The organism is Comamonas sp. MYb21 (assembly GCF_037479395.1).
Classification (GTDB): domain Bacteria; phylum Pseudomonadota; class Gammaproteobacteria; order Burkholderiales; family Burkholderiaceae_C; genus Comamonas.
Map to the genome: position 1 here is coordinate 99,751 of NZ_JBBGZC010000003.1, position 24,531 is coordinate 124,281.

Genomic DNA, 24,531 nt, shown 5'->3' on the forward strand with positions numbered 1-24,531 from the left:
GCACCAGCACCCACATCCCCCAAGCGGCAAGCCCAGTAAACGCCTGGAAGAAACCAGTGCCGCTGTACAAGGGATGCCGCTCAACAACATTCATTTGTAATTAAAAGTTAACTAACGTTGAGTTTATTTTGCGCGGATGCCACCAATCAAATGTCAAAATTTGATACACAACGTTAAGTGCGTCAGGGGAGATAACAGTGAAGTGGGATGGCGCGTAGAAAGAAAATTAAAAATCTCCTTTACGGGTGATCATGATCATTTATCAGCGATCTATGTCATAAATCTTTGCTTGATATAGATTGTTTGGATAAGCAATTCCTAAAATGACGGTATACCTTGAAGCGGCGCGGTCTGCACCCATATAGACCCTTGATCTGTGTTGATGAAGACTGAGCTCCCATGACCAAAAAAACCCATTCCTTCCAGGCCGAAGTGGCCCAACTGCTTCACCTGGTGACGCATTCGCTGTATTCGAACCAAGAGATCTTCTTGCGCGAGCTGATCTCCAATGCGTCGGATGCATGCGACAAACTGCGCTTTGAAGCACTCAATGACAGTGGTTTGTACGGCGACCAGCCTGAGCTGGAAGTGCGCGTGTCCTTCGACGACAAGGCCAAGACCTTGACCATCACCGACACCGGCATCGGCATGACCACGCAAGAGGCCATCGACAACCTGGGCACGATTGCCAAGAGCGGCACCAAGGCCTTCATGGACAAGCTCAGTGGCGACCAGAAGGCCGATTCGCAGCTGATCGGCCAGTTCGGCGTGGGCTTTTACTCGGGCTTCATCGTGGCCGACAAGATCACCGTCGAGTCGCGCCGCGCTGGGGCCCAGGCTTCGGAAGGCGTGCGCTGGACCAGCGGCGGCATGGGCGACTTTGAGGTCGAGCAGATCGACCGTGCCCAGCGCGGCACCAGCATCACCCTGCACCTGCGCGAGGACGCGCAGGACTTCTTGAACGGCTACAAGCTCAAGGAAGTGATCGCCAAGTACTCCGACCACATCAGCCTGCCCATCCTGATGGAAAAGGAAGAGTGGAAAGAGGGCGAGAACGACCAGCCCGGCGAGATGGCCAAGACCGGCGAGTGGGAAACCGTGAACAAGGCCAGCGCCTTGTGGACCCGCGCCAAGAAGGACATCACGCCCGAGCAGTACCAGGACTTCTACAAGGCCATCAGCCATGACTACGAAGACCCGCTGACCTGGAGCCACAATCGCGTCGAAGGCAATACCGAGTACACGCAGCTGCTCTACATCCCCGCCAAGGCGCCGTTTGACCTGTACCAGCAGGGCAAGCACGCGGGCATCAAGCTCTACGTCAAGCGCGTCTTCATCATGGACGATGCCCAGGCGCTGATGCCGCAGTACCTGCGCTTTGTCAAAGGCGTGATCGACTCGGCCGACCTGCCGCTGAACGTGAGCCGCGAGCTGCTGCAGGAAAGCCGCGATGTGCGCCTGATCCGCGATGGCTCGGTCAAGCGCGTGCTGTCCATGCTCGAGGACCTGGCCCGCCATGACAAGCCCCAGCCAGCGGCCGAGGGCAGCGATGGCGTGGTGGATGTGGTGAGCGAAGACGACAAGGCCAAGGAGGGCAAGTACAGCCGCTTCTACGGCGAGTTTGGCGCCGTGCTCAAGGAAGGCCTGGGCGAGGACATGGGCAACAAGGAGCGCATCGCCAAGCTGCTGCGCTTTGCATCGACCACGCAGGAAGGCCTGAACACCTCGTTTGCCGACTACAAGGCGCGCATGAAAGAGGGCCAGGACGCCATCTACTACATCACCGCCGACACCTTGGCCGCGGCCAAGAGCAGCCCGCAGCTCGAAGTGTTCAAGAAAAAGGGCATCGAGGTGCTGCTGATGACCGACCGGGTCGACGAGTGGGCGCTGAACTTCCTGCAGGACTTTGATGGCACCTCGCTGCAATCGGTGGCCAAGGGCGCTGTCGATCTGGGCAAGCTGCAAAACGACGAAGAGAAGAAAGCCGCCGAAGAAGCCGCCGAAGCCTTCAAACCGGTGCTGGCCCAGCTCAAGGAAGCCTTGAAGGACCGTGCTGATGACGTGCGTGCCACCAGCCGCCTGGTGGACTCGCCCGCTTGCCTCGTGGTCTCGGACAGCGGCATGAGCCTGCAACTGGCGCGCCTGCTCAAGCAGGCCGGCCAGCCAGCGCCCGAATCCAAGCCGGTGCTGGAGGTCAATCCGGAGCACCCGCTGGTCAAGAAGCTGGACGGCTCTGTGCACTTCCACGACCTCGCCCAGATCCTGTTTGACCAGGCGGTGCTGGCCGAAGGCGGTTTGCCCGACGACCCTGCCGCCTACGTCAAACGAGTGAATGCACTGCTGGCATAAAGCAGCAGTACACCGCATAAAAATCCCCGCCGGTTGAAAAACCGGGCGGGGATTTTTTTATCTGTCGCCTGGCAGTTGCATGGTATGTGCTGCAGATGGATATTTCTCTGATGCCGCAGCGCTGGCCATCTGCTTGGTTTTTTAAAATCCCGATTGATTATTTTCTTTTGTCGCCCAAGGGGAGTACTTACTTTCACCTGTAAATATTTTCCCAATACCCGACAAAATAAAAGTTAAGAATTGTTGACATATGAGGAGGCAGAACTTCTCAGCGGACCATGGGCCGTCTCTGGATTTCTCAACACTGTATCTAATTGTTTTATTCACTCGGCGCCAGCCTGCCGAGAGGACGCCAAAGACGCTGCAGCACGAAGGTGCTGGTCTGCTTTCCAGCCATGGGCAGCAAGTGCCTTTGTCTCGGCGCTGGCCACGCCTTCAAACAGTGCCTGCTTGTCGTAAATCTGTTATTTGCTAGGTAAATCAAGTTATTGCGAAGTGATCCCCAGGAGACTGCGGAATGCGCTGCCGCGCCACCGGTGCAGCGCTTGGCGGCCCCTGCCTTCACCCTGCACCGCTTGCCGACGCTGGCGCACAGAGCCCAGCGCATGGCAGAGCCCTCGCGCGGCCATCGGAAATGCTATGGCCGGTGCTGCATCGTTTTGCTGCATCATTTTTATATAGTCAATAAATTTATTAAAAGTTTATTGCATATATAGCTTGAATCCCGGTGCTACATTCGCAGCCCTTGTTGTCAGGTGCAGCAGGCCTCTAAGGTTTCGTGACTACCGCTGGGCTTTATCTCTGTGATGGCCCGGAAAATATTTGGTATGTAGCGAAAACCTTTTATTTCACTGAACACGCAAGCCGTTATCTCTGTTTTTTCAGGAGAGGGCGGAGCTTTGCCTTTTTTAAGCAGGACGTTGAAAGTGTTACTCCCGTATCGATCGCCGCCGCAACGCAGCCCCCTGCGATGCAGCGTTGCCCTTGCCTTGGTCTCTGGTCTGCTTCCGGCGGTGGCCGCTGCGCAGTCGACCCGCTACGACATCTTTGTGAACCATGACGCCTTTGTGGCCCAGACCGGGGCCGTGGCGGAGAGCGGGTCGGTCGACGGCCCGGTGGGCGCCGACTTTGTCTACCGCGCCAAGGTCAAGCTCAATGGCGGCAGCGGCGAGGTCGCCAATGTGTCGCTGCTGCAGCAGCTGCCAGCGGGCGCTATTTTTCAGGAAATCGTCGCGCCCGCCGGGGTGCAGTGTGCCGATCCGCTGCCCAAGGCCGGCGACACCATCGAGGCAGGCGCTGCGCTGGCATGCAATCTTGCGTTGGTGACGGCGACCGATTTTGTCGCGGTGGACTTTCGCGTCAAGCTGCCCAGCGCAGGGACGGACTGGACGGCGCAGGCGTCTGCCTCCAGCCCCGACAACGCGGATCCGGATGCGGGCGAGGCGGCCCCCAACCACAGCCGCATCGAGCGCACGATCACCACCTATGAGCGCGCCGATCTGGCCGTGCAGATCCTCGCGCCAGTGAATGGCGCAAGCCATACCCAGGGCGACAAGGTCGACTACCAGCTGCAGGTGCGCAATGCCGACTCGCCCTATGCCTTTGCGCTCAAGGCGGGTGAAAAGGCCCAGCTGCGTTTTCCGCAGCCCGAGGGCACCGAGTTCCAGGGCAGTCCGGGCGGCGATGGCTGGGTGTGCAAGCTGGCCGAAGACACGAGCGCCAACCAGCCCGTGCCGGTATGGAGCTGCAGCTACACCGTGCCTGATGGCCAGTCCGTTGGCCGTGGCCAGGACTTGCCGCTGCTGAGCGTGCCCTTGCTGGTCAAGACCAGCGGCGGCCAGGTGGCCAGCGCGGTGTCGGTGTCGGGCGAGACCGCCACCGGTCAGCTGTTTCTGGATGCCGACCCTGACAACAACACCGATGATGTGCAGATCCAGGTCCAGCCCAATGTGAACCTGGACATGGCGCTCACCAAGGTCGTCAATCCCAAGGTGCTGGACAAGCAGGCCAGCGCGCCTGTGCCGGTCACCTACACGCTGAGCGCCAAGCGGGTCGCCGGTGAATTGGTGCCGCAGGACATTGTCGTCACCGACACCCTGCCGGCTGGTGTCAGCTTTGCGTCTGCTGCTGGAGTGGACTGGATCTGCAGCAACAACGCGCAAGTGGTCCGCTGCCAGTACAGCGGTGCCTTTACCCCGAACCTGCCGCAGATCACGGTCAAGGCCTTGGTGGATGTGTCTTCGGTGGCGGCAGAGAGCGTCATCAACAACGCGGCCGAGGTCTCGGCCAGCAATGAGCCGCCCGCCAATGTGGGCGCCAACAACCAGGCGCAGGCGAGCGTGCTGGTCAGCAACAAGGTCAATCTGGCGCTGAGCAAAAGCACGACGGCGTCGGTGATTGCCTCCGGCCAGGAGTACCAGTACGCGATCAAGATCAAGAACAATGGGCCGCTGGATGTGCTGCCCGGCCAGACCATGACGGTGACCGACCAGCTCGACGGCCAACTGCAGTTTCTGGGTGTGGCCGCCGGGTCGCCCTGGGTCTGCAGCCCCGCAAGCGGCACGGCCACTGACCTGGGGAAATTGCTGACCTGCACCTTCAGCGGCGGCATTGCCGCTGGTAGCAGCTCGGAGCTCTTGCTCAATGTGGTGGCCCACATCGATGCGGCAAACGGCCAGTTTGCCTCCATCGCCAACGGCGCTGCACTGGTGGGTATGCAGGGACGTGACGGTGCGCCGCTGGGCCAGATCGTGAGCAGCAACAAAGTCAACATATCCGAGCGCCAGGCCGACCTGTCGATCAGCAAGTCTGCGGTGATCACAGATGGCGCGAAGGCCTCGGGTGCCGAGGTGGTCTACACCCTGCGCGTGAAAAACGATGTGCCTGAGAATGGGCGCAATCTAGACCTGCAGGCTGCGCAAACCGTCACGGTGACCGATGTCATCGGCAACCTGCTGACCGACGCCAGCGCAGGCGTACTGGGTGTGAAAGCCTATGACAACAGCCGCTATCTGACGGCCGAGGTGCAAATGCCTGAGGTGCCGCAGGCCCAGATGCTGGGTTTGAAGGCGGGCAGCACTGCCGCCTCCGATGGCTGCAGCATTTCGGGTGACAACCACCAGAAGTCTGCGACCGTCAGCTGCACCTTGCGCAACCTGCCCGCCGACCCGGATGTTGCGTATCTGGTCGTCATCAAGGCGCGCCAGTATGTGGACCCCCAGGAAGATGCCACGCAGACCAACACCATTGTCAATGTGGCCGATGTGAGCTCGCCCGACACGGCGGAGTTCAACACCGCCAACAACCGTGCGCAGGCCTCGGTAGTGCTCGAAGCACTGACCGATCTGACCGTGACCAAGCAGGCTGCACCCGAGAGCGCTGCCGCTGGCCAGGCGATCACCTACACCTTGACGGCCAAGAACAGCGGCCCCTCGCAGGCGCGCCAGGTCCGCGTGACCGATCGCCTGCCGCTGAACACCATCTTGGTGGGCTCTGCGCCCAGCATCAGCGGTGGCAGCTGCAGCTTGAGCGGCGGCGCCAGGTTTGCCGCCGGCCTGGAGATCACCGAAGCCAACCGCACAATGACCTGCGTCTGGACCGATGCGGTCGCCGAGAACGCGCAAAAGACCGTCAGCTACCAGCTGCGCTCGCCTGCCAAGGACTACCCGCCTCAGCTGGACAACAGCGTCGTCGTGGCCTCGGTCACGCCGGAGACGGACCTGGGCAACAACAGCGCCAACGAAACCGTGCCGCTGGGCAAGCCCCAGGTCGATGTGCTGGTGAACATGCGCCACACCAACGACGGCATCCCGCTGGACACCGGCAAGACCCAGTACACGATCACGGTGACCAACAGCGGTGCATCGCAGTCCTATGCGACGGGGGTGCAGATGGTGGACCAGTTCCCGGCAGCGGGATCGACGGCCGACTTCCGCTTTGTCTCTCTCGACAGCGTGCAGCTGGCCAATGGGGATATCCGCATGGGTCTGGACAGCTGCACCGTGCCGGCCGCTGGCGCGCTGGCGGGCAGCCTGGTCTGTGATTTCCCCTGGTTGGCGCCCAATGAATCGGTGGCGATCAAGTTCACGATGGAGCCCGCTGCACTGCTCGATGGCCGTGCCGTAGGCACCGTCAACCACAGCGCAACCGTGAAGGCCGATGTGGAAGTGCTCGACGGCATGGATGTCAGCAAGAACAACCAGACCACGGACCGCACCTCCACCTATGACCCGGCGCAAATCTCGCCCGATGAGCTGGACAAGCTGCGCTATGTGGACCTGTCGCTGACCAAGACCAGCTCGGCCACCAGCGCCGTCGATGTGGGCGATCTGATCGCCTATACCTTGACGGTGAAGAACGAGGAAGACCCGGCAGCCAGCCCGCGCAATGACCTGGTGAACGGCCAGGCGGTCGTCAGCGATGTGCTGCCCGAAGGCCTGGCGCTGGAAGGCGCGGCCCCTGCCGGCTGCAGCTATGACGAGGCCACGCGCGCCTTGCGCTGCGAGATCAGCTCGCTCAATGCCGGTGAAGTGCGGGATTTCAGCTTCAGCGCCAAGCTGCTCTCGCGTACCGAAGGACAGACCCTGGTGGTCAACAGCGCCCGCCTGACGAGCCCCGGCGATACCGACGAGTCCAACAACGACAGCCACACCGAGACGCCGCTGGCGCTGGTGGACCTGGCGTTGACCAAATCGGTGGACAAAGCCCAGGCCGCCGCAGGCGATGCGCTGACCTACACCTTGACCGTTGTGAACAACGGCCCGGCCGACAGCCGCGAGGCCAGCGTGACCGATGTCTTGCCCGAAGGCCTGGTCTTTGTGCAAGCCTCGCCGGCCTGCCGTTTTGACGCAGGCAGCCGCACGCTGGACTGTGCGCTGGAGCCGCTGGCCGTGGGTGCGTCTGTGAGCTTGACGGTGGAGACCACCGTGGATGCCGCGCTGCAAGGCCCGGCCAGCCTGGTCAATACCGCCGTGGTGGACCTGCCCGGCGATAGCGACCCGAGCAACAACGAAAGCTCGGCGACCACGACCATTGCTGGCAAGGACAATGGCGGCGGCGAAGGCCGGCCCGGCGACCAGACGGCGGTGCCGGTGCCTGCCTTGGCCCCCGGCGCGCTGCTGCTGATGGCGCTGGCCATGGCTGGCCTGGCCGCACTGCGACTGGGACGCCGCAGCTGATAAGGCTATGCCATAGGATTTGCCTCCAGCACCCCAGCCGCGCATAGCCATGCGCGGCTTTTTTGCGCGTGGGGGATTTGCCGCACGAACACCAGTTGTTGACAGAGGCATTTCCCCCGGCCAGAACTTTAACGGCTATATTTGCTCCTACGTCCACTTCGACGACAGCAGGCACGTACCATGGTTCGCTTCTTTTTTGTATTTCTGGGGCTGCAGCTCACTTTGTTTGGCCTCAATATGCTCAGCTGGGTGCAAAAGCACCTGGTGGAGCCCTGGACGGCAATGTTGGCGCAGATCTGCGCCTTTTTGGTGACCTGGTTTGACAAGTCTGCCGTCGCCGAAGGCAAGGTGCTGTGGAACCATGCCACCAATTTTGGCGTGTCGATCGAGGCCGGCTGCAATGGCATCGAGGCCTGCATTGTGTTGTTTGCCGCCATCATGGCTTTTCCGTCGAGCTGGCGCCACAAGCTCATCGGCCTGGTGCTGGGCTTTATCGCGGTGCAAGCGGTCAATATTGTGCGCGTGATCAGCCTGTTCTACCTGGGCCAGTGGAACATGGCGGCCTTCAACTTTGCCCACGAGTACCTGTGGCAGGCGCTGATCATGCTGGACGTGCTGGTCGTCTGGCTCGTCTGGGTGCGTGCCGGCCAGCGCGCCAAGCGGGCCGAGGATGGCTCGGACCAACCGCCTCCCTCGGGCTCGGGGGCCGAGCCCACGCTGGCAGCCGCCTGATTTGAACCGGCCAGCAGTGCAAGCACTGCTGGCTTTTTTCCATAGGCACGAGAAGAAGCACAGAGCCCCCAGGAGGGCGGATACAGAGGAAGAGGGATGAAGCGCTTGAACCCGATACAGCGATTTGCGCTGCTGGCCTTTGCCGGCATCATCGTGCTGACCACCTTGTGGGTGCAGCTGTCGCCGTGGATGAGCTACCCGGTGGCGGTGATCTCCAAGGAAGGCATGCTGGACCTGGCTGCGGGCTGGGTCAAGCAGGTGCATATTGCGCCCGGCAAGATCGAGGTCGACACCTCGGTGGGTGTCGCCAATGCCAACACCGGTGGCCGCTGGGCCGAGATCTCGGTCGATGGCGACCCGGGCCGCTATGCCTACGGCTTTCCTATCTTCTTGGCGCTGCTGCTGGCTGCCTGGCGCAAGGGCCGCATCTGGCGCGCGGTGCTGGGCTATGTGATCTTGCTGCCGTTCCAGGCGTTCAGCATCTCGACCAGCTTGCTGATGCAGATGGTGCTGGCCACCAACCTGGACCTGCGCCTGCTCAAGATCTCGCAGACCCAGCTGGACTTGCTCGCCTATGGCTACCAGCTGGGCAGCCTGGTGCTGCCCACCCTGGTGCCGTTTTTGCTGTGGCTGTGGCTGGACCGCCAGTTTGTCAACGAGGTGCTGGTCGAGGCCTGGAAGAAAAACATCCAGCCCAAGCTGGCGCCGCGCCCCACCGTGCTGCGGCCGCCACCCCCACCGCCCCCCGAGCAGGTGATCCGCCCGGCCGAGAGCGGCCCAGAGATCTCGCACGAGATCAGCATCACCTTGCCGCCGCGCAAATAAGGCTAGTGCTTGGCAGCGGGCGCCGGCACTGGGGTGCGCCAGGTGGCCAGCGCCAGCGCGGTGGACAGCAGCGCAAACACCGCGCAAAACACGAGCAGCGCGCGCGACAGGCCCACCTGGTCCGACAGCCAGCCAATCCCCAGAATCGGCAAGATCGTGCCCACATAGCCAATGACCAGGTAGGTGGCCAGCAGGCCGGCCCGGTTGTCAGCCCGCGCCACGCGGTTGACCACCGAGATACCGCCCAGGTTGCACAGGCCATGGCCGAGCGCGGCGCTCAGCACGCAGAGCAGAAAAACCGCCGCCGAGCTGGCAAACACATTGGCGATCAGCAGCAGATTGCACAGCGCCAGCGCGCCATAGCCGGTGATCAGCACCTTGCGGGTGACAAAGCCCTTGGCGGCATACTGCGAGGCGGCCGACAGCAGCAAGATAAGGCCGATCGACGGCCCGCTGATGGCCGGCCCGTGCCAGGGCAGCATGCTTTGCATAAAGCTGGGCGCGAGCGAGGCAAACAGGCTGAACATGCCAAAGGCACAGAAGGCGCCCATCGACGCCAGGCCGTAGCGGCGCAGCGCTGCGCGCTCGGGAAAGGTGAGGCGCGGCATCAGCTGGCGCAGGCCAAAGCTGGTGCTGGAGGGCACCGGCTGCAGGTGGGCCGGCAGCTGCACCTGGAACAGCGAATAAATCGCCAAGGCGCTCAGCAGCAGGGACGGCAGATAGGCGCTGCGCAGCGGAAAAGGCGCCCATTGCGCGACCAGGCCACCGACAATGGGCCCCAGGCCAAAGCCAAAGGCAATCGTCAAGCTGGTGGTGGCAGCGGCCCGCTGCGTGTCGCCGCTGGTGTTGAGCTGGGTCAGGCCCAGCGAGGCCGAGGTGGTGATCATCCCCGAGGCCAGGCCAATGATGATGCGGCTCAAGCCAAACACCTGCATGTTCCAGGCCAGTGCCGACAGCAGCACGCCTGCGCTCATCAGCATCACCCCCGCGCGCAGCACCTTGAAAAAACCATAGCGGGTGGTGATCGCGCCCAGCAGCATCAGGCTGGTGAGCGCTGCGGCCATATAGAGCACAAACACCTGGGTGATCGCGCTGGGCGGCAGCTGCCACTGGACCTGGTAGAGCGGGTAGAGCGGGCTGGCCAGCGCCGTGCCCATGACGCCGACGCACATCGAGAAGCACACCCAGAAATAGGGCGGCCATTGGTATTTCATGATCAGAACTTGGAGCGGGGCTGCGGTGGCAGCAGCAGGCCAGCGGCGGGTAGCGGCTGGCCCGGAAAGGACGGTGGCCTGGATTGTAGGGAGTCGGGCCCGGCATGTCCCCGCGCTGTCGGGGTGCCCATCGCTGGGCGTAGGACATCGGAATGCAATGTCCTTGCGCCAGAGGCTGGTGTGGCAATCGCTGTTAAAAATAGCCATGATCCGAATGCCTGCCATGCGCTTTTTCCTCTCCCACCCCTGCCGTGCGGCCGCTGCCGCCTTGTCCGTGGCTGCGCTGTCCGCCTGCTCGCCCTATGTGGGCGTGGGTGTGCCGGTGGGGCCGTTCTCGGTCGGCGTGGGGCTGGGCAGTGGCGGGATCAGCGCCGGGGTGGGCACGGGCCTGGGCCCTGTCGGCGTGGGCGTGGGGGTCAACCAGCGCGGCCAGGTGACGGGCAATGCCGGTGTCGGGGTCGGCACCTCCGTCGGGGGCGCCCAGGTGGGTGTGGGGGTGGGCACCGGCACGGTGCTGTATGACCCGGCAGCGCCCGCGTCTGCCCCCGCTGCTGCACCGAACCATACCCAGGCCGCACAGCCCGGCGTGGTCGTGCCTGGGGTGGTCAACCCACCCAGGGGTGAGCATGACGCCCAGCTGCAGTGGCGCGGTGCTGATGGGCAACTGCTGCCCGACTGCCGCTTGAACAACCGCTGTTAGAGCCGCGAACACAACCCTTGATACGTCGTTGCCTCGCCGGCCGCGCCAAGCCTTGTCGTACTACTGTGCTGCCTGCGGCTTGACGCCTAGTCGGGGACGCCTAGTCTCAATCGCAAACCTTTGGTTTGCTGGGCCATGTTAGCGGCTCTTTAAAAAACGGGTGGCGCTTAAACGTACAGCGGCGGCTCATCCATCGCGATGAGCTGCGCCTGCAGCATCTGGGTTTGCTCCTGCCAGTAGGCCTCGCTGCCAAACCAGGGAAAGTGGATCGGAAAGATCGGGTCGTCAAAGCGCCGCGCCAGCCAGGCGCTGTAGTGGATCAGGCGCAGCGTGCGTAGCGGCTCGATCAGTGCCAGCTCGCGCCGGTCAAAGGGGCGGAACTGTTCATAGCCCTCGACCAGCGTCGACAGCTGCGCGCTTTGCTGCTGGCGGTCGCCCGACAGCAGCATCCACAGGTCCTGCACGGCCGGGCCGCTGCGCGTGTCATCGAGGTCGACAAAATGCGGGCCGCCGCCCTGGTGCTCGGGCGGCACCCACAGCACATTGCCCGGGTGGCAGTCGCCATGCAGGCGCAGGCTGCGGTAGCTGCCCGCAGCAAAATGGCCGCTGGCATTGCCCGGGTCGATGATCTCGCAGATCTTGTCGGTGGCGCGGCGGCAGGCATCGCTCCAGGCGCTGCGCTGGCCGGGCGGGATGGCGCCATGGGCCATCAGCCAGTCATGGGGCTCGCGGGCAAAGTCCTGGGCGTTGATGCTGGGGCGGTGCACAAAGGGCCGGGCCTCACCCACGGTGTGGATGCGGGCCAGAAAGCGCCCCACCCATTCGAGCACCTCCCAGTCGTCCAGATCGGGCTGGCGCCCGCCCCGCCAGGGTGATACGGAAAAGCGAAAGCCGCCATGCTGCAGCAGGCTGTGGCCGCCCAGCTGCAGGGGCGCAACCACGGGCACTTCAGCGTCAGCCAGCTGCTGGGAGAACTGGTGCTCCTCGGCAATGGCCGCATCGCTCCAGCGGCCCGGGCGGTAGAACTTGCAGACCACCTTGCTGCCGTCTTCCAGCCAGACCTGGTAGACGCGGTTTTCGTAGGAAGACAGCGGGTTCAGGCGGCCATCGCCCCACAGGCCCACCGACGCCAGCGCGTCGAGCACCACATCGGGGGTCAGCGCGGCATAGGCATGTTCCTGCGCGGGGCTGCTGGGCGGGTAGTCATCGGTATCGTGCATACCGCCATTGTGCGCCCTTCTTGTGACGGCCATTTTGACCACAGGGACGCAAAAAAGCCGGGCATGCAAGGCATGCACCGGCTGTACTGGAGGGTGTCAATCGTTGAACTGCGCGACTTAGACCACCACGGTCAGGGTCTTGTCGATATTGCCGCGGGTGGCGTTCGAGTAAGGGCAGACCAGGTCGGCGTCATGCACCAGCTTTTCGGCCACAGCCTTGTCCATGCCGGGCAGGTTCACCGTCAGGCGGGCGGCGATGCCGTAGGCATTGGGGATGGGGCCCAGGTCCACTTCGGCGTCGATCGACAGGCCATCGGGCAGGGCGAGCTTTTGCTTGCCGGCCACGGCCTTCATCGCGCCGATAAAGCAGGCGGAGTAGCCGGCGGCAAACAGCTGCTCGGGGTTGGTGCCCTGGCCGCTGGTGCCGGGCGAGGACAGCTGCACATCCAGGCGGCCATCATTGGTGCGCGATGCGCCGTCGCGGCCGCCGGTGGTGTGTGCGTGGGCGGTGTACAGAACTTTTTCGAGAGTAGCCATGGTGAACTCCTGGTCAAGGGTGGAACGAAAAAACATGCTTCATCAAGAAGCGGCGGGCAGCGGCGCGGCCAGTCGGCTGCGCAGCTGTTGGATCTGTTGTGTCAATGCCTGCAGCTCCTGCACCGTGCATTGGCTGTGCGCGAGCACACAGGCAGGGATGGCCGCGGCTTGCTCGCGCAGCTGGCGGCCGGCCTCCGTCAGATACACGCGCACACGGCGCTCATCGTCGCTGTCACGCTGGCGCTGCAGCCAACCTGCGGTCTGCATGCGCTTGAGCAGCGGCGTCAAAGTACCCGAATCCAGGTACAGACGCTCGCCCAGCTCGGAGACCATGCAGCCATCGCCCTCCCACAGTACCAAGAGCACCAGGTACTGCGGGTAGGTCAAACCCAATGGTTCGAGCAAGGGCTTGTACAGCTTGGTCATCGCCAGCGAGCTGGAGTACAGCGCAAAACACAGCTGCTGGTCGAGCAGCAGCGCGTTGTGGGCAGTGGCAGGGGTGGCGTTGGGCATGGGTTGAATTATCGTGCTCAATTAAATTGCGTGCAACTTAATTGGGGAATCACCTGCCGGGAGCAGGGTGTTTGGCAAGGGCCGGTGCAGGGCCCCTGGATTCGTCTTAGGAAGAGGCAACCCGCGTCTCAGACGGAAGCTGGGTCGCCTAGCGTTCTCAGTAAGCCGTCTGCACCACCTGGCCGCTGCTGTCCTTGAACTTGGCCGCCACCGCATCGGCAGCGGTGCGCAGCAGGATCAGGTCCATCGAGACGGCGACAAACTGCGCGCCCAGCGCCAGGCATTCGCGGGCGCGGGCCTCGTCCACCATCAGGATGCCGGGGGCCTTGCCGGCCGCGCGGATGCGGGTGATGGCGTTGTCAATCGCGGCATTGACGACCGGGTGGCGCGGCTGGCCAGGGTAGCCCATGCTGGCCGACAGATCGGCCGGGCCGATAAAGATGCCATCCACACCATCGACGGCGGCAATAGCCTCGATCTGGTCCAGCGCCTGCGCGGTTTCCACCTGCACCAGCAGGCACAGCTCCTTGTCGGCATCGTCCACATACTGCATGTCGCGGCCAAAGTTGCTGGCGCGCATCGAGCCGCCCATGCCGCGAATGCCCTGGGGCGCATAGCGCATGGCCTGCACGGCGGCGCGGGCCTCGTCGGCGTTTTGCACAAAGGGGATCAGAATGGTCTGGGCGCCAATGTCCAGGTAGCGCTTGATGAGGACTGGATCGTTCCAGGCCGGGCGCACCACGGCGCTGGTCGGGCGGGGCTGCAGGGCGGCTTCTACCGCCTGGAGCTGCTGCAGCACCTGGGGCACATCGTTGGGCGAATGCTCGGTGTCGAGCATGATCCAGTCATAGCCGCTGCCGGCCAGCAGCTCGGTGATGTAGGGCGAGGGAAAGGCCGACCACAGGCCGATCTGCGCCTGGCCGGCGGCCATGGCTTTTTTGAAGAGGTTGGGAGTTGGCATGCTTGTCTCTGTAGTGTGGTGTTGTCTGTGTGGTGGTGTGGTCAGGGCAGAAGGTGGATCTCGTCGTTGCTCAGCCGCGTGCGGCAGCTGCCGGCCAGGGTGTGCCACTCGCTGGCGCCCAGGTCCAGCGCCTGCTGGTCCGCCATGGCCGTCACGCTGCGGCAGATGGGCTTGAAATGCTTGGCCGCCACCGTGTCGCGCCCATAGCGCTGGTAGTAGCGCTTGAGGTGCAGATCGGCGGCCGGCACCCGGGCGGCCACATAGGCCAGGTAGTCGCGGTAGAGCGCATCGACCGGCGCCTCTTCGAGCTGCTGCTTCCAGAGGCGAAAGCCGGCCATGCAGGCCACCAGGGCCAGCACCAGTGCAGTCACCGGCAGGGCCTTTTTCCAGATCGGGGTGCTGCGTGGCGCGGGCATGGGGAGGAATCGCTGGGCAGCGCGGGCGCGCGCGATCAGGCGTAGCTGTAGACGCCCTTGCCGGTCTTGCGGCCCAGTTGGCCGGCGGCGACCATTTCCTTGAGCAGCGGGCAGGGGCGGTATTTGCTGTCGCCAAAGTCTTTCAGGTAGACCTCCATCACGGCCAGGCAGACATCCAGGCCGATCATGTCGGCCAGGGCCAGCGGGCCAATCGGGTGGCTGCAGCCGAGCTTCATGCCGTCATCGATGTCCTGGGCCGACGCAATGCCTTCGGCCAGCACATAGAAGGCCTCGTTGATCATCGGCACCAGAATGCGGTTGACGACAAAGCCGGGCGAGTTCTTCACGCTGATCGGCGACTTGCCCAGGCTCTCGGCCAGCGCCTTGACCGCATCGTGCGTGGCATCGCTGGTTTGCAGGCCACGGATCACCTCGACCAGCGCCATCAGCGGCACGGGGTTGAAGAAGTGCATGCCGATGAACTTGTCCGCGCGCTTGGTGGCGGCTGCCAGCTGGGTGATCGAGATCGACGATGTGTTCGAGGCCAGCAGCACCGAAGGGTCGAGCAGCGCATCGACTTGCTGCAGGATCTTGAGCTTGAGCTCGTAGTTCTCGGTGGCCGCCTCGATCACCAGCTGGGCCTTTTGCAGGTCTTCATAGCGGGTGCTGCCCTGGATGCGCGCGAGGGCGGCGGCCTTGTCGGCTTCGCTGATCTTTTCCTTCTTGATCAGGCGGTCCAGGCTACTGCCCACCGTTGCCAGGCCCTTTTGCACGGCCGCCTCCGAAATGTCCACTATCACCACATTCAGCCCGGCCACCGCGCAGGTCTGCGCAATGCCGTTGCCCATGGTGCCTGCACCAATTACGCCTACGGTCTGGATCGTCATCTGTCTTCCTTGGGTCCTGTTGCTGGGAGAGGGGCCCGCCCTGCAGTGCCTGTGGCAAGCCCGGTGGCAAGATCATAGCGGCTGGTGTTGCAGTGCGGCACAAACTGGGCGACAGAGCGCGGGGATAGGCGAGGGTTCTAAAATGCCCCCCATCGCTGCGCCGCAGCCCCTTTGTTGACACGACCTGATATGACCACCTTCGGCACCCCGCTTACCAAGAACGCAACCAAAGTCATGCTGCTGGGCAGCGGCGAGCTGGGCAAGGAGGTGCTGATTGCCTTGCAGCGCCTGGGCGTGGAGACGGTGGCGGTGGACCGCTATGACAACGCGCCGGGCCAGCAGGTGGCGCACCATGCCCGCACCATCACGATGAGCGACCCGGCCCAGCTGACGGCGCTGATCGAGGCCGAAAAGCCCGACCTGGTGGTGCCCGAGATCGAAGCCATTGCCACGCCCGCGCTGCAGGCGTTGGAGGCCGCTGGCACCGTGCGCGTGGTGCCGACGGCCCGCGCCACCCGGTTGACGATGGACCGCGAAGGCATCCGCCGCCTGGCCGCCGAGACCCTGGGCCTGCCCACCAGTCCCTACCAGTTCTGCGACAGCCTGGCCGAGCTGCAGGCCGCCATCGATGGCGGCATTGGCTACCCCTGCGTGGTCAAGCCGGTGATGAGCAGCTCGGGCAAGGGCCAGAGCAAGATCGATGGCCCGGCCGATGTGGAAAAGGCCTGGAACTACGCGATGGCAGGCGGCCGGGTGCAGGGCGGCCGCATCATCGTCGAAGGCTTTATCGACTTTGACTACGAAATCACCTTGCTGACCGTGCGCGCCAAGAATGCGGCCGGCCAGATCGAGACCCATTTTTGCGAGCCCATCGGCCATGTGCAGGTGCAGGGCGACTATGTGGAGAGCTGGCAGCCCGCGCGCATGGCGCCCGCTGCGCTGACCTTGGCGCAGGACATTGCCCGTGCCATCACCAGCGACCTGGGCACCGGCCTGAACGGTGAGCCCGCCGGCCTGGGCCTGTTTGGCGTGGAGCTGTTCGTCAAGGGCGACCAGGTCTGGTTCAGCGAAGTGAGCCCGCGCCCGCATGACACCGGCATGGTGACCATGATCACCCAGTGGCAAAACGAGTTCGAGCTGCATGCCCGCGCCATCCTGGGCCTGCCCGTGGACACCAGCCTGAAGACCGCCGGCGCCAGCGCCGTGATCTACGGCGGTGTCGATGCCCAGGGCATTGTGTTTGACGGCGTCGATGCCGCCCTGCAGATCTCCGGCACCGAGGTGCGCCTGTTTGGCAAGCCCGAGAGCTTTGCGCGCCGCCGCATGGGCGTGGCGCTGGCCCGCGCGGCCGATACCGATGCCGCGCGCGACAACGCCAAAAAGGCGGCAGCGCTGGTCAAGCCCCGCGTGGCGGAGTAAGCGGCTGCTGAGCGAACGCTCAGCACCGCGTTAGATTTATTCGATAAAAAAGCATCTGGCTGCCCTTGAGAAGGGCGTCCAGATGCTTTTGTTTTGCTGGCTTGCTGAGGCCGCTTTTAGTTGGTTTGGCAGCTGTAGTTGTCCGCCACGTTCACATCACCACTGCCCTTGTAGCGCGGCCAGGTCGGGTACTCGCACAGCGGCCGGGTGCGGCCGGGCACGCCAGCGGTGTCGCTGACTACCTGGGCGCCAGGGACGGTGCCGGCGGTTACCCACTGGTCCAGCGCTTTCAGCGAATCCCAGTTGGCATTGAAGGCGGTGCTGGCCGCATGGCCGTAGCCGGGTACTTCGTAGTAGCGCGCAAAGCTCTTGACGGCGCTGGCGCCCATGGTCTGCTCCAGGCGCTGCCAGTACTGCGCGGTGGCGCGGGTGCTGACGAGCACATCGGCCGTGCCATGGGCCATCAGCAGCTTGCCGCCGCGCTTGTTGAAGGCGGACAGGTCGGTGCTGTTGATGTCCTGCAGCTTGGTGAGCTGGTTGATGCGGTCGCTCCAGGCGCCAGGGTTTTGCGGGTCCAGTGACAGCGCGTCAAAGTTGGCATCGCGGGTCACAAAATAGCGCACCCACTGGTCCCAGAACACGGCCCAGTATGGGGCGGTGAGCGGCGCGGGGCTGGCCGGGGCGGTGGTGTTCATCGCCAGCAGGTTGACGGTGGGCTGCAGCGGGCTGCTGCCTTCCTCGCCCAGCTCCGAGCCCCAGACGTTGAAGCCGGGGTACTGCGTCTCGCCGCTGCCCAGCGGCGCGCTGAAGCGGATTTCGCTGTTGTAGGTCTTGAGCGCGCTGATCATCGCGTCGGACAGGCAGCCCTCCTGGCTCGCGCCGCCAGGGCAGCGCAGCGGCTGGCCATTGAGCGTAGCGGTGGCCGGGTCAAACTGGCTGTTGCAGGCCGCCACATTGCTGACCACGCCGTCCTGCACGCCGTCGAGCGCATCGCACTTCTCCAGCGCCGCCTGGCGCAGCAGCTTGCGCTGGCCCAGGCTCGGGTAGGCGCCGGGCTGGGCAAAGGCGCGGCTGATGCGGCCAAACTGCAGATCGAGGCTGGCCGCATTCCAGGCCGGGTACCAGGCGACTACGCCATCCCAGTCGGACGGCCATTTCTGCGCCACGGCCAGTGCTTCGCGCCCGCCGGTGGAGCCGCCCATGAAGTAGCGCTTGTCCGGCTTTTTGCCGTAAAAGCGCGTCACCAGCACATCGGCCACATCGCTGACCTTTTTCAGTGCAGCGCCCGAGAAGTTGGCGACCGCTTCGTCATTCGTGCCAAAGCTGCCGTCGCGGCTGCCGGCAGCCCCTGCCTGGTGGCCCGAGTCGCTGCCAAACACCGCATAGCCCTGGTTGAGCAGCGGGTAGGCACCCTGGCTGGCGGGGGCGGCCGGGTAGGTGTAGAGGCTGGGCATCACGCCGTTGTAGCCACCACCGCCCACCATCACCACCTTGCCGTTCCACTCCTTGGGCAGCAGCAGGCCCATCTTGATGGCCGGGGCGCCGGGGTCGACCGGGGCGATCGAGATATTGGCCCTTACCGAGGCGGGCGGCTGCGCGCCACTGGCAGCCGTTGGCGTTTCGGTCGAGGTCACCGTGGCGCCGCTGGTGGGCAGGCCGATCTGGCTGGCCGCCACCTGCTGCTTGGCCAGCGCCAGGCTGGCCTCGTCAAAGTTAAAGCTGTGGGAGCCGCCGCTGCCGCAAGCGGACAGCGCAAGGACCGCGCTGGCGACGGCCGTCAGAGGGATAAAGCGCCGCAGGGGTGGGAGGATGGTTGTGGTCACTGTGTCTCCTGGTTGTTATGGTGCGGGCGCAAAGGCTTCTTTACGGCCCGCCGACCATTGTGGAAGTGACGCCCACAGTTATCCACAGGGTTTGCAGTTAGGTAGTTCCCCATAAGTAAAAAAGCCAGCACGCTTGTGCTGGCATTGGAGTAGGGGCCCTCTGCAGAGGGCTTGTTGGGCGTGCTGCTTACTGGAAAGCCACCTCGGCAAAGCTGCGCAGCTTGCGGCTGTGCAGCCGGTCCACACCGCCTTCGCGCAGGATGTTGACTGCGCGCATGCCGATGCGCAGATGCTGGTCCACCCGCTCGCGGTAGAAGTGGTTGGCCATGCCGGGCAGCTTGATCTCGCCATGGAGCGGCTTGTCGCTCACGCAGAGCAGGGTGCCGTAGGGCACGCGAAAGCGAAAGCCATTGGCCGCAATGGTGGCGCTTTCCATATCGAGCGCCACGGCCCGGCTCTGGCTGAAGCGGCGCTGGGGGGTGTTGTCGGGCAGCAGCTCCCAGTTGCGGTTGTCGGTGCTGGCCACGGTGCCCGTGCGCATGAAGCGCTTGAGGTCGTCCTCAGGCACCTGGGTGACATCGGCCACCGCCTGCTGCAGGGCGACCTGGATCTCGGCCAGCGCGGGGATGGGCACCCACAGCGGCAGCTCTTCGTCGAGCACATGGTCCTCGCGCACATAGGCATGGGCCAGCACATAGTCGCCCAGCTGCTGGCTGTTGCGCAGGCCGGCGCAGTGGCCCAGCATCATCCAGGCATGGGGGCGCAGCACGGCGATATGGTCGGTGATGGTCTTGGCATTGGCCGGGCCCACGCCGATGTTGACCATCGTGGTGCCCGACTGGTCGGCACGCACCAGGTGGTAGGCGGGCATCTGCGGCAGGCGCGGCGGCGGGTTGCCCAGCACATCCACCGCTTCGGGCGCCAGGCCCTGGCGGCGGGTGACCACATTGCCCGGCTCGATAAAGGCGATGTACTCGCTGTCCGGGTTGGCCATCTCGGCGCGGCCCAGGCGGATGAACTCGTCGATATAGAACTGGTAGTTGGTGAACAGCACAAAGTTCTGGAACCACTCGGGCAGGGTGCCGGTGTAGTGGCGCAGGCGCTGGAGCGAGTAGTCCATGCGCGGCGCGGTGAACAGCGACAGCGGATGCGCCTCGCCCGGTTTGGGCTCCCAGGTGCCGTTGGCGATGCCGTCGTCCATCGCATGCAAGTCGGGCAGGTCAAACACATCGCGCATCAGCATGCGGCGCTCGGCGCTCAGCTGGCCTTCGATATGGTCGTTGTCGGCAAACGAGAAATGGATGGGAATGGGCTGGTTGCTGGTGCCCACCTCCAGCTCCACGCCGTGGTTCTCGATCAGCAGCCGGAACTGCTCGGCATAGTAGTTGGCAAACAGGTCGGGCCGGGTCAGCGTGGTCTCGTAGTGGCCGGGGCCCTCGACAAAGCCGTAGGCGAGCTTGCTGTCGGCCCGGGCCACGGTGCGCGTGTGCAGGCGCACAAAGGGGTAGCAGGCGCGGTAGGGGGCCGCCGGGGTCTCGCCGGCTACAAAGCGCTGCATGGCCTGGCGCAGAAAGCCGATTTGCTCGGCATAGATGGCCTGGACCTGCGCCAGCGCGGAGGAAGCCGTGCGGTGGCTGGTCGGTGCGGTAAAGGCAGGTTTGGTAAAGGTCATGCACCATTGTGCATCTGCTTTGGGGCCCTGGCATGACAAATCAGGGCCCGGTGTTGCTGGCAGTCGGCACCGGTGGCCGGCGGCGCCAAGGCCGGATTCAGGGGTACCCGCAGGGCCGCCAGCGGCTGCCAGGCCGGGCGCGGGATAATTGCGCCATGAACGCAACCACCACCACCGCCAACGCAGCGGACGCCAGCTCTTTCAGCCAACTGCCCCTGGGCCAGACCATGCAGGCCAATCTGCAGCAGCTGGGCTACACGCAGATGACGGCGATCCAGGCGGCCAGCCTGCCCTTTGCGCTGCAAGGCAAGGATGTCATTGCCCAGGCCAGCACCGGCAGCGGCAAGACGGCCGCCTTTGGCCTGGCCCTGCTCGCCCGGCTGAACCCGCGCTGGTTTGCCGTGCAATCGCTGGTGCTCTGCCCCACCCGTGAGCTGGCCGACCAGGTCGCCACCGAAATCCGTCGCCTCGCGCGCGCCGAAGAGAACATCAAGGTCGTCACCGTCTATGGCGGTGTGCCTTCGCGCAACCAGATCGCCAGCCTGGAAAACGGCGCCCACATCATTGTCGGCACCCCGGGCCGGGTGATGGACCTGATGGAGCGCGGCGTGATCGACCTGGCCGCGCTCAACACCTTGGTGCTGGACGAGGCCGACCGCATGCTGGACATGGGCTTTTATGGCGACATCGTCACCGTGGCCAGCCAATGCCCGGCCGAGCGCCAGACCCTGCTGTTCTCGGCCACCTACCCCGAGGGCATTGCCCAGCTGGCCGAGCGCTTTATGCGCGATCCGCAGACCGTCAAGGTCGCCTCGCAGCACAGCGCCCACAAGATCGCGCAGCGCTGGTACGAGGTCAAGGAATCCGAGCGCCTGCATGCCGTATCGCAGCTGCTGGCGCATTTCCGGCCCGAATCGTCCATCGCCTTTTGCAACACCAAGCAGCAGTGCCGCGACCTGGTCGAGGTGCTGCAGGCCCAGGGCGTAAGCGCCTTGGCGCTGTTCGGCGAGCTGGAACAGCGCGAGCGCGACGAGGTGCTGGTGCAGTTTGCCAACCGCAGCTGCAGCGTGCTGGTGGCCACCGATGTGGCCGCGCGCGGCCTCGATATCGCCAACCTCGCCGCCGTCATCAATGTGGACACCACACCCGATGCCGAAGTGCATATCCACCGCATTGGCCGCACCGGCCGGGGCGATGCCGAAGGCCTGGCGCTGAGCCTGGCCAGCATGGACGAGATGGGCTCGGTCGGCAAGATCGAGCTGCTGCAAGGGCGCGAGTCGCAATGGCACCCGCTGAGCGAGCTGACCCCCGCCTCCAACCAGCCCATGGTGCCAGCGATGCGCACCATCCAGATCATCGGCGGACGCAAGGAAAAGATCCGTGCCGGCGATGTGCTGGGCGCGATGACGCGCGACTTTGGCTATACCAAGGAGCAGATCGGCAAGATCAATGTGAACGACTTCTCGACCTATGTGGCCGTCAGCCGCGACATCGCCCAGCAGGCGGTGGACCGGCTCAACAGCGGCCGGGTCAAGGGCAAAACCGTCAAGGCGCGCCTGCTCTAAGCCAGGCCGCCCCCGCCCGCCATGAAACCTGCCTTATCCGCCGCAGCGCACAGCCGCTGGACCACGCCCGAGAACCTGCTGCGCATCTCGGTGGTGGTGGCCATTGCCACCATTGCCTTGAAGACCAGCGCCTGGGCCGTCAGCGGCTCGGTGGGCCTGCTGTCCGATGCGCTGGAGTCGCTGGTCAACCTGGTGGGCGCCTTGTTTGCACTGGGCATGGTGACCATTGCCAAGCGCCCGGCCGACGAGGGCCACCCCTATGGCCACACCAAGGCGGAGTACTTCTCGGCCGGCTTTGAGGGCCTGCTGATCTTTGGCGCGGCCATGGCCATCGTCTGGGCTTCGGTGGACCGTTTGCTCCATCCCCAGCCGCTCGAGCAGCTGGGCTGGGGCATTGCGCTGTCCATGCTCAGCACGGCGCTCAACGGCGGGCTGGCCTTCGTCATGTTGCGGGCGGCCCGCGCGCACCATTCGATGGCGCTGGAAGGCGATGGCCGCCACCTGATGACCGATGTCTGGACCTCGGTCGGTGTGGTCGGCGGCTTGCTGCTGGCAATGCTGACGGGCTGGCATTGGCTCGATGCAGTGCTGGGCATTGCGGTGGCCTTGCATATCTTCAAAGAGGGTGGCCAGTTGGTCTGGCGTTCGTCGCAGGGCCTGATGGACGAGTCCATCGATGCCGAGACCCTTGCCAAGATCGAGCACTGCGTGCGCAGCTTTGAGGCGCAAACCGGCGGCGCTGTGCATTGCGACAAGCTCAGCACCCGGCGCGCCGGCGCGCTGCACTTTATCGACATGCACCTGCACATGCCCGGCGGCTGGACCCTGGCCCATGCCACCCAGCTGCGCATGCAGCTGGAGGCCGCTTTGCTGCAGGAGCTGCCGCAGGCACGTATCAGCATGGAAGTGCTGCCACTGGGCGTGCAAACCCAGACCGAGGCCGTGCAGCGCGTTGGCGATGCACCCAGCCCCTGAACCATGAACCCCGGCTGCAGCGCCCTGGCCTGCCGCCTTTGCGGAAGCAAGAATCTCCGATGATCAGCGTATTGCAACGGGTGCGCGAAGCGCGTGTTGAAGTGGACGGCCAGGTGGTCGGCCAGATCGGCCATGGCCTGCTGGCCCTCGTCTGTGCCGAGCGCGGCGACAGCCAGGCAGAAGCCGACAAGTGGTTGGCCAAGATGCTCAAGCTGCGCATCTTTCAGGACGAGGCCGGCAAGATGAACAAGAGCGTCGTCGATGTGGCCGGCGGCCTGCTGATCGTGAGCCAGTTCACGTTGGCAGCAGACACCAGCGGCGGCAACCGCCCCAGCTTTACCCAGGCCGCGCCCCCGGCCGATGGCGAGCGCCTGTACGACTATGTCGTGGCGCAGGCGCGCGCGCAGCACCCGGAGGTGGCGACGGGCCGCTTTGGCGCCGACATGAAGGTCTACCTGATGAATGACGGTCCGGTGACGATCCCGCTGCGCATTGCGCCGGCCGCTGCGGCGCCGGGCGCTTGAAGCCTATCCACAGCCAGGTCATCGGAAGCTAGCCAAGCAGCAGCTAGACTCAGTCCTTTTGCCACCGAGAGGACGAGAGACACCGATGACCGAGATGGAAAAAGCCGCTGCCGGCCTGCTGTACGACGCCAACCATGACCCCAGCGTGCTGCAGCTGCGCGATGCCGCCAAGGAAAAGCTGTTTGCCTTCCAGCAGATCGGCGCGCACCTGGGTGCCGAGCGCGAAGCCATCCTGCGCGGCCTGCTGGGCAAGCTGGGCCGCAATCCCGTGTTCGATGGCCCCTTCTTGTGCGACTACGGCTTCAACATCGAGATTGGCGACAACTTCTACACCAATGTGAACCTGGTCATCCTCGATGCCGCCAAGGTCCGCATCGGCAACAACGTCTTTATCGCGCCCAATGTCGGCCTCTACACCTCCGGCCACCCGCTCGATGCCGCGCGGCGCAACCAGGGGCTGGAATTCGCCCTGCCCATCACCATTGGCGACAACGTCTGGATCGGGGCGGGCGTACAGGTGCTGCCCGGTGTCAGCATCGGTGCGGGCAGCGTGATTGCGGCTGGCGCCATCGTTACCAAGGATGTGCCCGAAGGCGTGGTGAGCGCCGGCAACCCGGCGCGGGTGCTGCGGGCCATCACCGACAAGGATGCACAGGCCTATGCCTGAGTAGGGCGGTTCCTCAAGCCGCTGCCAATGCTGCCAGATGGGCATCCACAGCGCCTGTACCACTGGCGGCATTCACATGCGCAAAGTACTGGTACCAGCCGCTGGCCTCGATCGCGGCCAGCAAGGCATCGCGTGCTTGTGGATCAGGAAAGCGCCAGATGCCCAGGTACTGGTGCGGGCTGGCTTGCGCAATGGCGGCATCGGTCTCTGCCAGCGACAACAGTTCAATCCCCAGGCTGGAAAGCTGCCCCAGGCCCTGGCCGATGGTGGCCAGAAACTGCTGGCGCTGTGCAGCAGGCAGCGCCTGCCAGGCGGCGTTCGGTGTGTAGAGTTCGACAAGGTAGCAAGACATGGC

At 64.3% G+C, this 24,531-nt stretch carries 19 protein-coding genes and 1 pseudogene; 10 read left to right on the top strand and 10 right to left on the bottom strand.

What is annotated here, in order from left to right:
• The first annotated feature begins 399 nt into the window (after positions 1-399).
• From htpG to WH367_RS05505, 4 genes are all read left to right on the top strand, one after another.
• The gene (htpG, locus tag WH367_RS05490) at positions 400-2,349 is read left to right on the top strand and encodes a molecular chaperone HtpG (RefSeq protein ID WP_339534724.1); all 1,950 of its coding nucleotides are present in this window, start codon (positions 400-402) and stop codon (positions 2,347-2,349) included.
• Between the two features lie 989 nt (positions 2,350-3,338).
• On the top strand, positions 3,339-7,526 hold the full coding sequence (locus tag WH367_RS05495; protein ID WP_339534726.1) for a hypothetical protein: 4,188 nt from the start codon (positions 3,339-3,341) through the stop codon (positions 7,524-7,526).
• A gap of 180 nt (positions 7,527-7,706) precedes the next feature.
• On the top strand, positions 7,707-8,258 hold the full coding sequence (gene xrtH, locus WH367_RS05500) for an exosortase H (protein WP_339534728.1): 552 nt from the start codon (positions 7,707-7,709) through the stop codon (positions 8,256-8,258).
• 96 nt (positions 8,259-8,354) lie between these two features.
• Positions 8,355-9,083 (top strand): exosortase H-associated membrane protein, encoded by a 729-nt coding sequence (locus WH367_RS05505; protein ID WP_021024941.1) that lies wholly within the window; start codon positions 8,355-8,357, stop codon positions 9,081-9,083.
• Between the two features lie 2 nt (positions 9,084-9,085).
• Here the strand turns inward: WH367_RS05505 and WH367_RS05510 are convergent, their stop codons facing one another.
• Positions 9,086-10,297 carry an MFS transporter gene (locus tag WH367_RS05510; protein ID WP_339534730.1) on the bottom strand — a complete coding sequence of 404 codons (1,212 nt, stop codon included), beginning with the start codon at positions 10,295-10,297 and terminating at the stop codon, positions 9,086-9,088.
• A gap of 205 nt (positions 10,298-10,502) precedes the next feature.
• Between WH367_RS05510 and WH367_RS05515 the strand changes: the two genes are divergently transcribed.
• Positions 10,503-10,997, top strand: coding sequence for a hypothetical protein (locus tag WH367_RS05515; RefSeq protein WP_445228073.1), 495 nt, complete (start codon positions 10,503-10,505; stop codon positions 10,995-10,997).
• Between the two features lie 167 nt (positions 10,998-11,164).
• On the opposite strand, the gene WH367_RS05520 is transcribed toward WH367_RS05515, so the two are convergent.
• The 6 genes and pseudogenes from WH367_RS05520 to WH367_RS05545 all read right to left on the bottom strand — a co-directional run.
• Positions 11,165-12,217, bottom strand: a complete 1,053-nt coding sequence (locus WH367_RS05520) for a serine/threonine protein kinase (RefSeq protein ID WP_339534732.1) — start codon at positions 12,215-12,217, stop codon at positions 11,165-11,167.
• Positions 12,218-12,334: 117 nt separating this feature from the next.
• Positions 12,335-12,754 (bottom strand): organic hydroperoxide resistance protein, encoded by a 420-nt coding sequence (locus WH367_RS05525; RefSeq protein WP_027010425.1) that lies wholly within the window; start codon positions 12,752-12,754, stop codon positions 12,335-12,337.
• A 42-nt stretch (positions 12,755-12,796) separates the two neighbouring features.
• Positions 12,797-13,267 carry a MarR family winged helix-turn-helix transcriptional regulator gene (locus WH367_RS05530; RefSeq protein ID WP_021024946.1) on the bottom strand — a complete coding sequence of 157 codons (471 nt, stop codon included), beginning with the start codon at positions 13,265-13,267 and terminating at the stop codon, positions 12,797-12,799.
• A gap of 157 nt (positions 13,268-13,424) precedes the next feature.
• Positions 13,425-14,228, bottom strand: a complete 804-nt coding sequence (locus tag WH367_RS05535) for an HpcH/HpaI aldolase family protein (protein WP_021024947.1) — start codon at positions 14,226-14,228, stop codon at positions 13,425-13,427.
• A 41-nt stretch (positions 14,229-14,269) separates the two neighbouring features.
• Complete coding sequence (locus WH367_RS05540) at positions 14,270-14,644, bottom strand: hypothetical protein (RefSeq protein ID WP_021024948.1); 375 nt, start codon at positions 14,642-14,644, stop codon at positions 14,270-14,272.
• 35 nt (positions 14,645-14,679) lie between these two features.
• Positions 14,680-15,573 (bottom strand): annotated as a pseudogene (locus WH367_RS05545) (3-hydroxybutyryl-CoA dehydrogenase); the annotation flags it as partial.
• A gap of 147 nt (positions 15,574-15,720) precedes the next feature.
• On the opposite strand from WH367_RS05545, the gene purT reads away from it, so the two are divergent.
• A complete protein-coding gene (gene purT / locus WH367_RS05550; RefSeq protein WP_339534734.1) occupies positions 15,721-16,950 on the top strand; it encodes a formate-dependent phosphoribosylglycinamide formyltransferase in 1,230 nt (409 codons plus the stop codon).
• Between the two features lie 116 nt (positions 16,951-17,066).
• Here purT and WH367_RS05555 read toward each other — a convergent pair whose 3' ends face one another.
• Positions 17,067-18,773 carry a tannase/feruloyl esterase family alpha/beta hydrolase gene (locus WH367_RS05555; RefSeq protein ID WP_339534736.1) on the bottom strand — a complete coding sequence of 569 codons (1,707 nt, stop codon included), beginning with the start codon at positions 18,771-18,773 and terminating at the stop codon, positions 17,067-17,069.
• A 187-nt stretch (positions 18,774-18,960) separates the two neighbouring features.
• The gene (locus WH367_RS05560; protein WP_339534738.1) at positions 18,961-20,445 is read right to left on the bottom strand and encodes an AMP nucleosidase; all 1,485 of its coding nucleotides are present in this window, start codon (positions 20,443-20,445) and stop codon (positions 18,961-18,963) included.
• 155 nt (positions 20,446-20,600) lie between these two features.
• Between WH367_RS05560 and dbpA the strand changes: the two genes are divergently transcribed.
• From dbpA to WH367_RS05580, 4 genes are all read left to right on the top strand, one after another.
• Entirely contained in the window at positions 20,601-22,010 is a 1,410-nt protein-coding gene (gene dbpA / locus WH367_RS05565) for an ATP-dependent RNA helicase DbpA (protein WP_339534740.1), read from the top strand.
• 21 nt (positions 22,011-22,031) lie between these two features.
• Positions 22,032-22,985, top strand: coding sequence for a cation diffusion facilitator family transporter (locus WH367_RS05570; protein WP_021024954.1), 954 nt, complete (start codon positions 22,032-22,034; stop codon positions 22,983-22,985).
• A gap of 59 nt (positions 22,986-23,044) precedes the next feature.
• The gene (gene dtd / locus WH367_RS05575; RefSeq protein ID WP_339534742.1) at positions 23,045-23,509 is read left to right on the top strand and encodes a D-aminoacyl-tRNA deacylase; all 465 of its coding nucleotides are present in this window, start codon (positions 23,045-23,047) and stop codon (positions 23,507-23,509) included.
• A gap of 85 nt (positions 23,510-23,594) precedes the next feature.
• Complete coding sequence (locus tag WH367_RS05580) at positions 23,595-24,176, top strand: sugar O-acetyltransferase (protein WP_339534744.1); 582 nt, start codon at positions 23,595-23,597, stop codon at positions 24,174-24,176.
• A gap of 13 nt (positions 24,177-24,189) precedes the next feature.
• Here the strand turns inward: WH367_RS05580 and WH367_RS05585 are convergent, their stop codons facing one another.
• Positions 24,190-24,528, bottom strand: a complete 339-nt coding sequence (locus WH367_RS05585) for a DUF6616 family protein (RefSeq protein ID WP_339534746.1) — start codon at positions 24,526-24,528, stop codon at positions 24,190-24,192.
• Positions 24,529-24,531 lie beyond the last annotated feature (3 nt).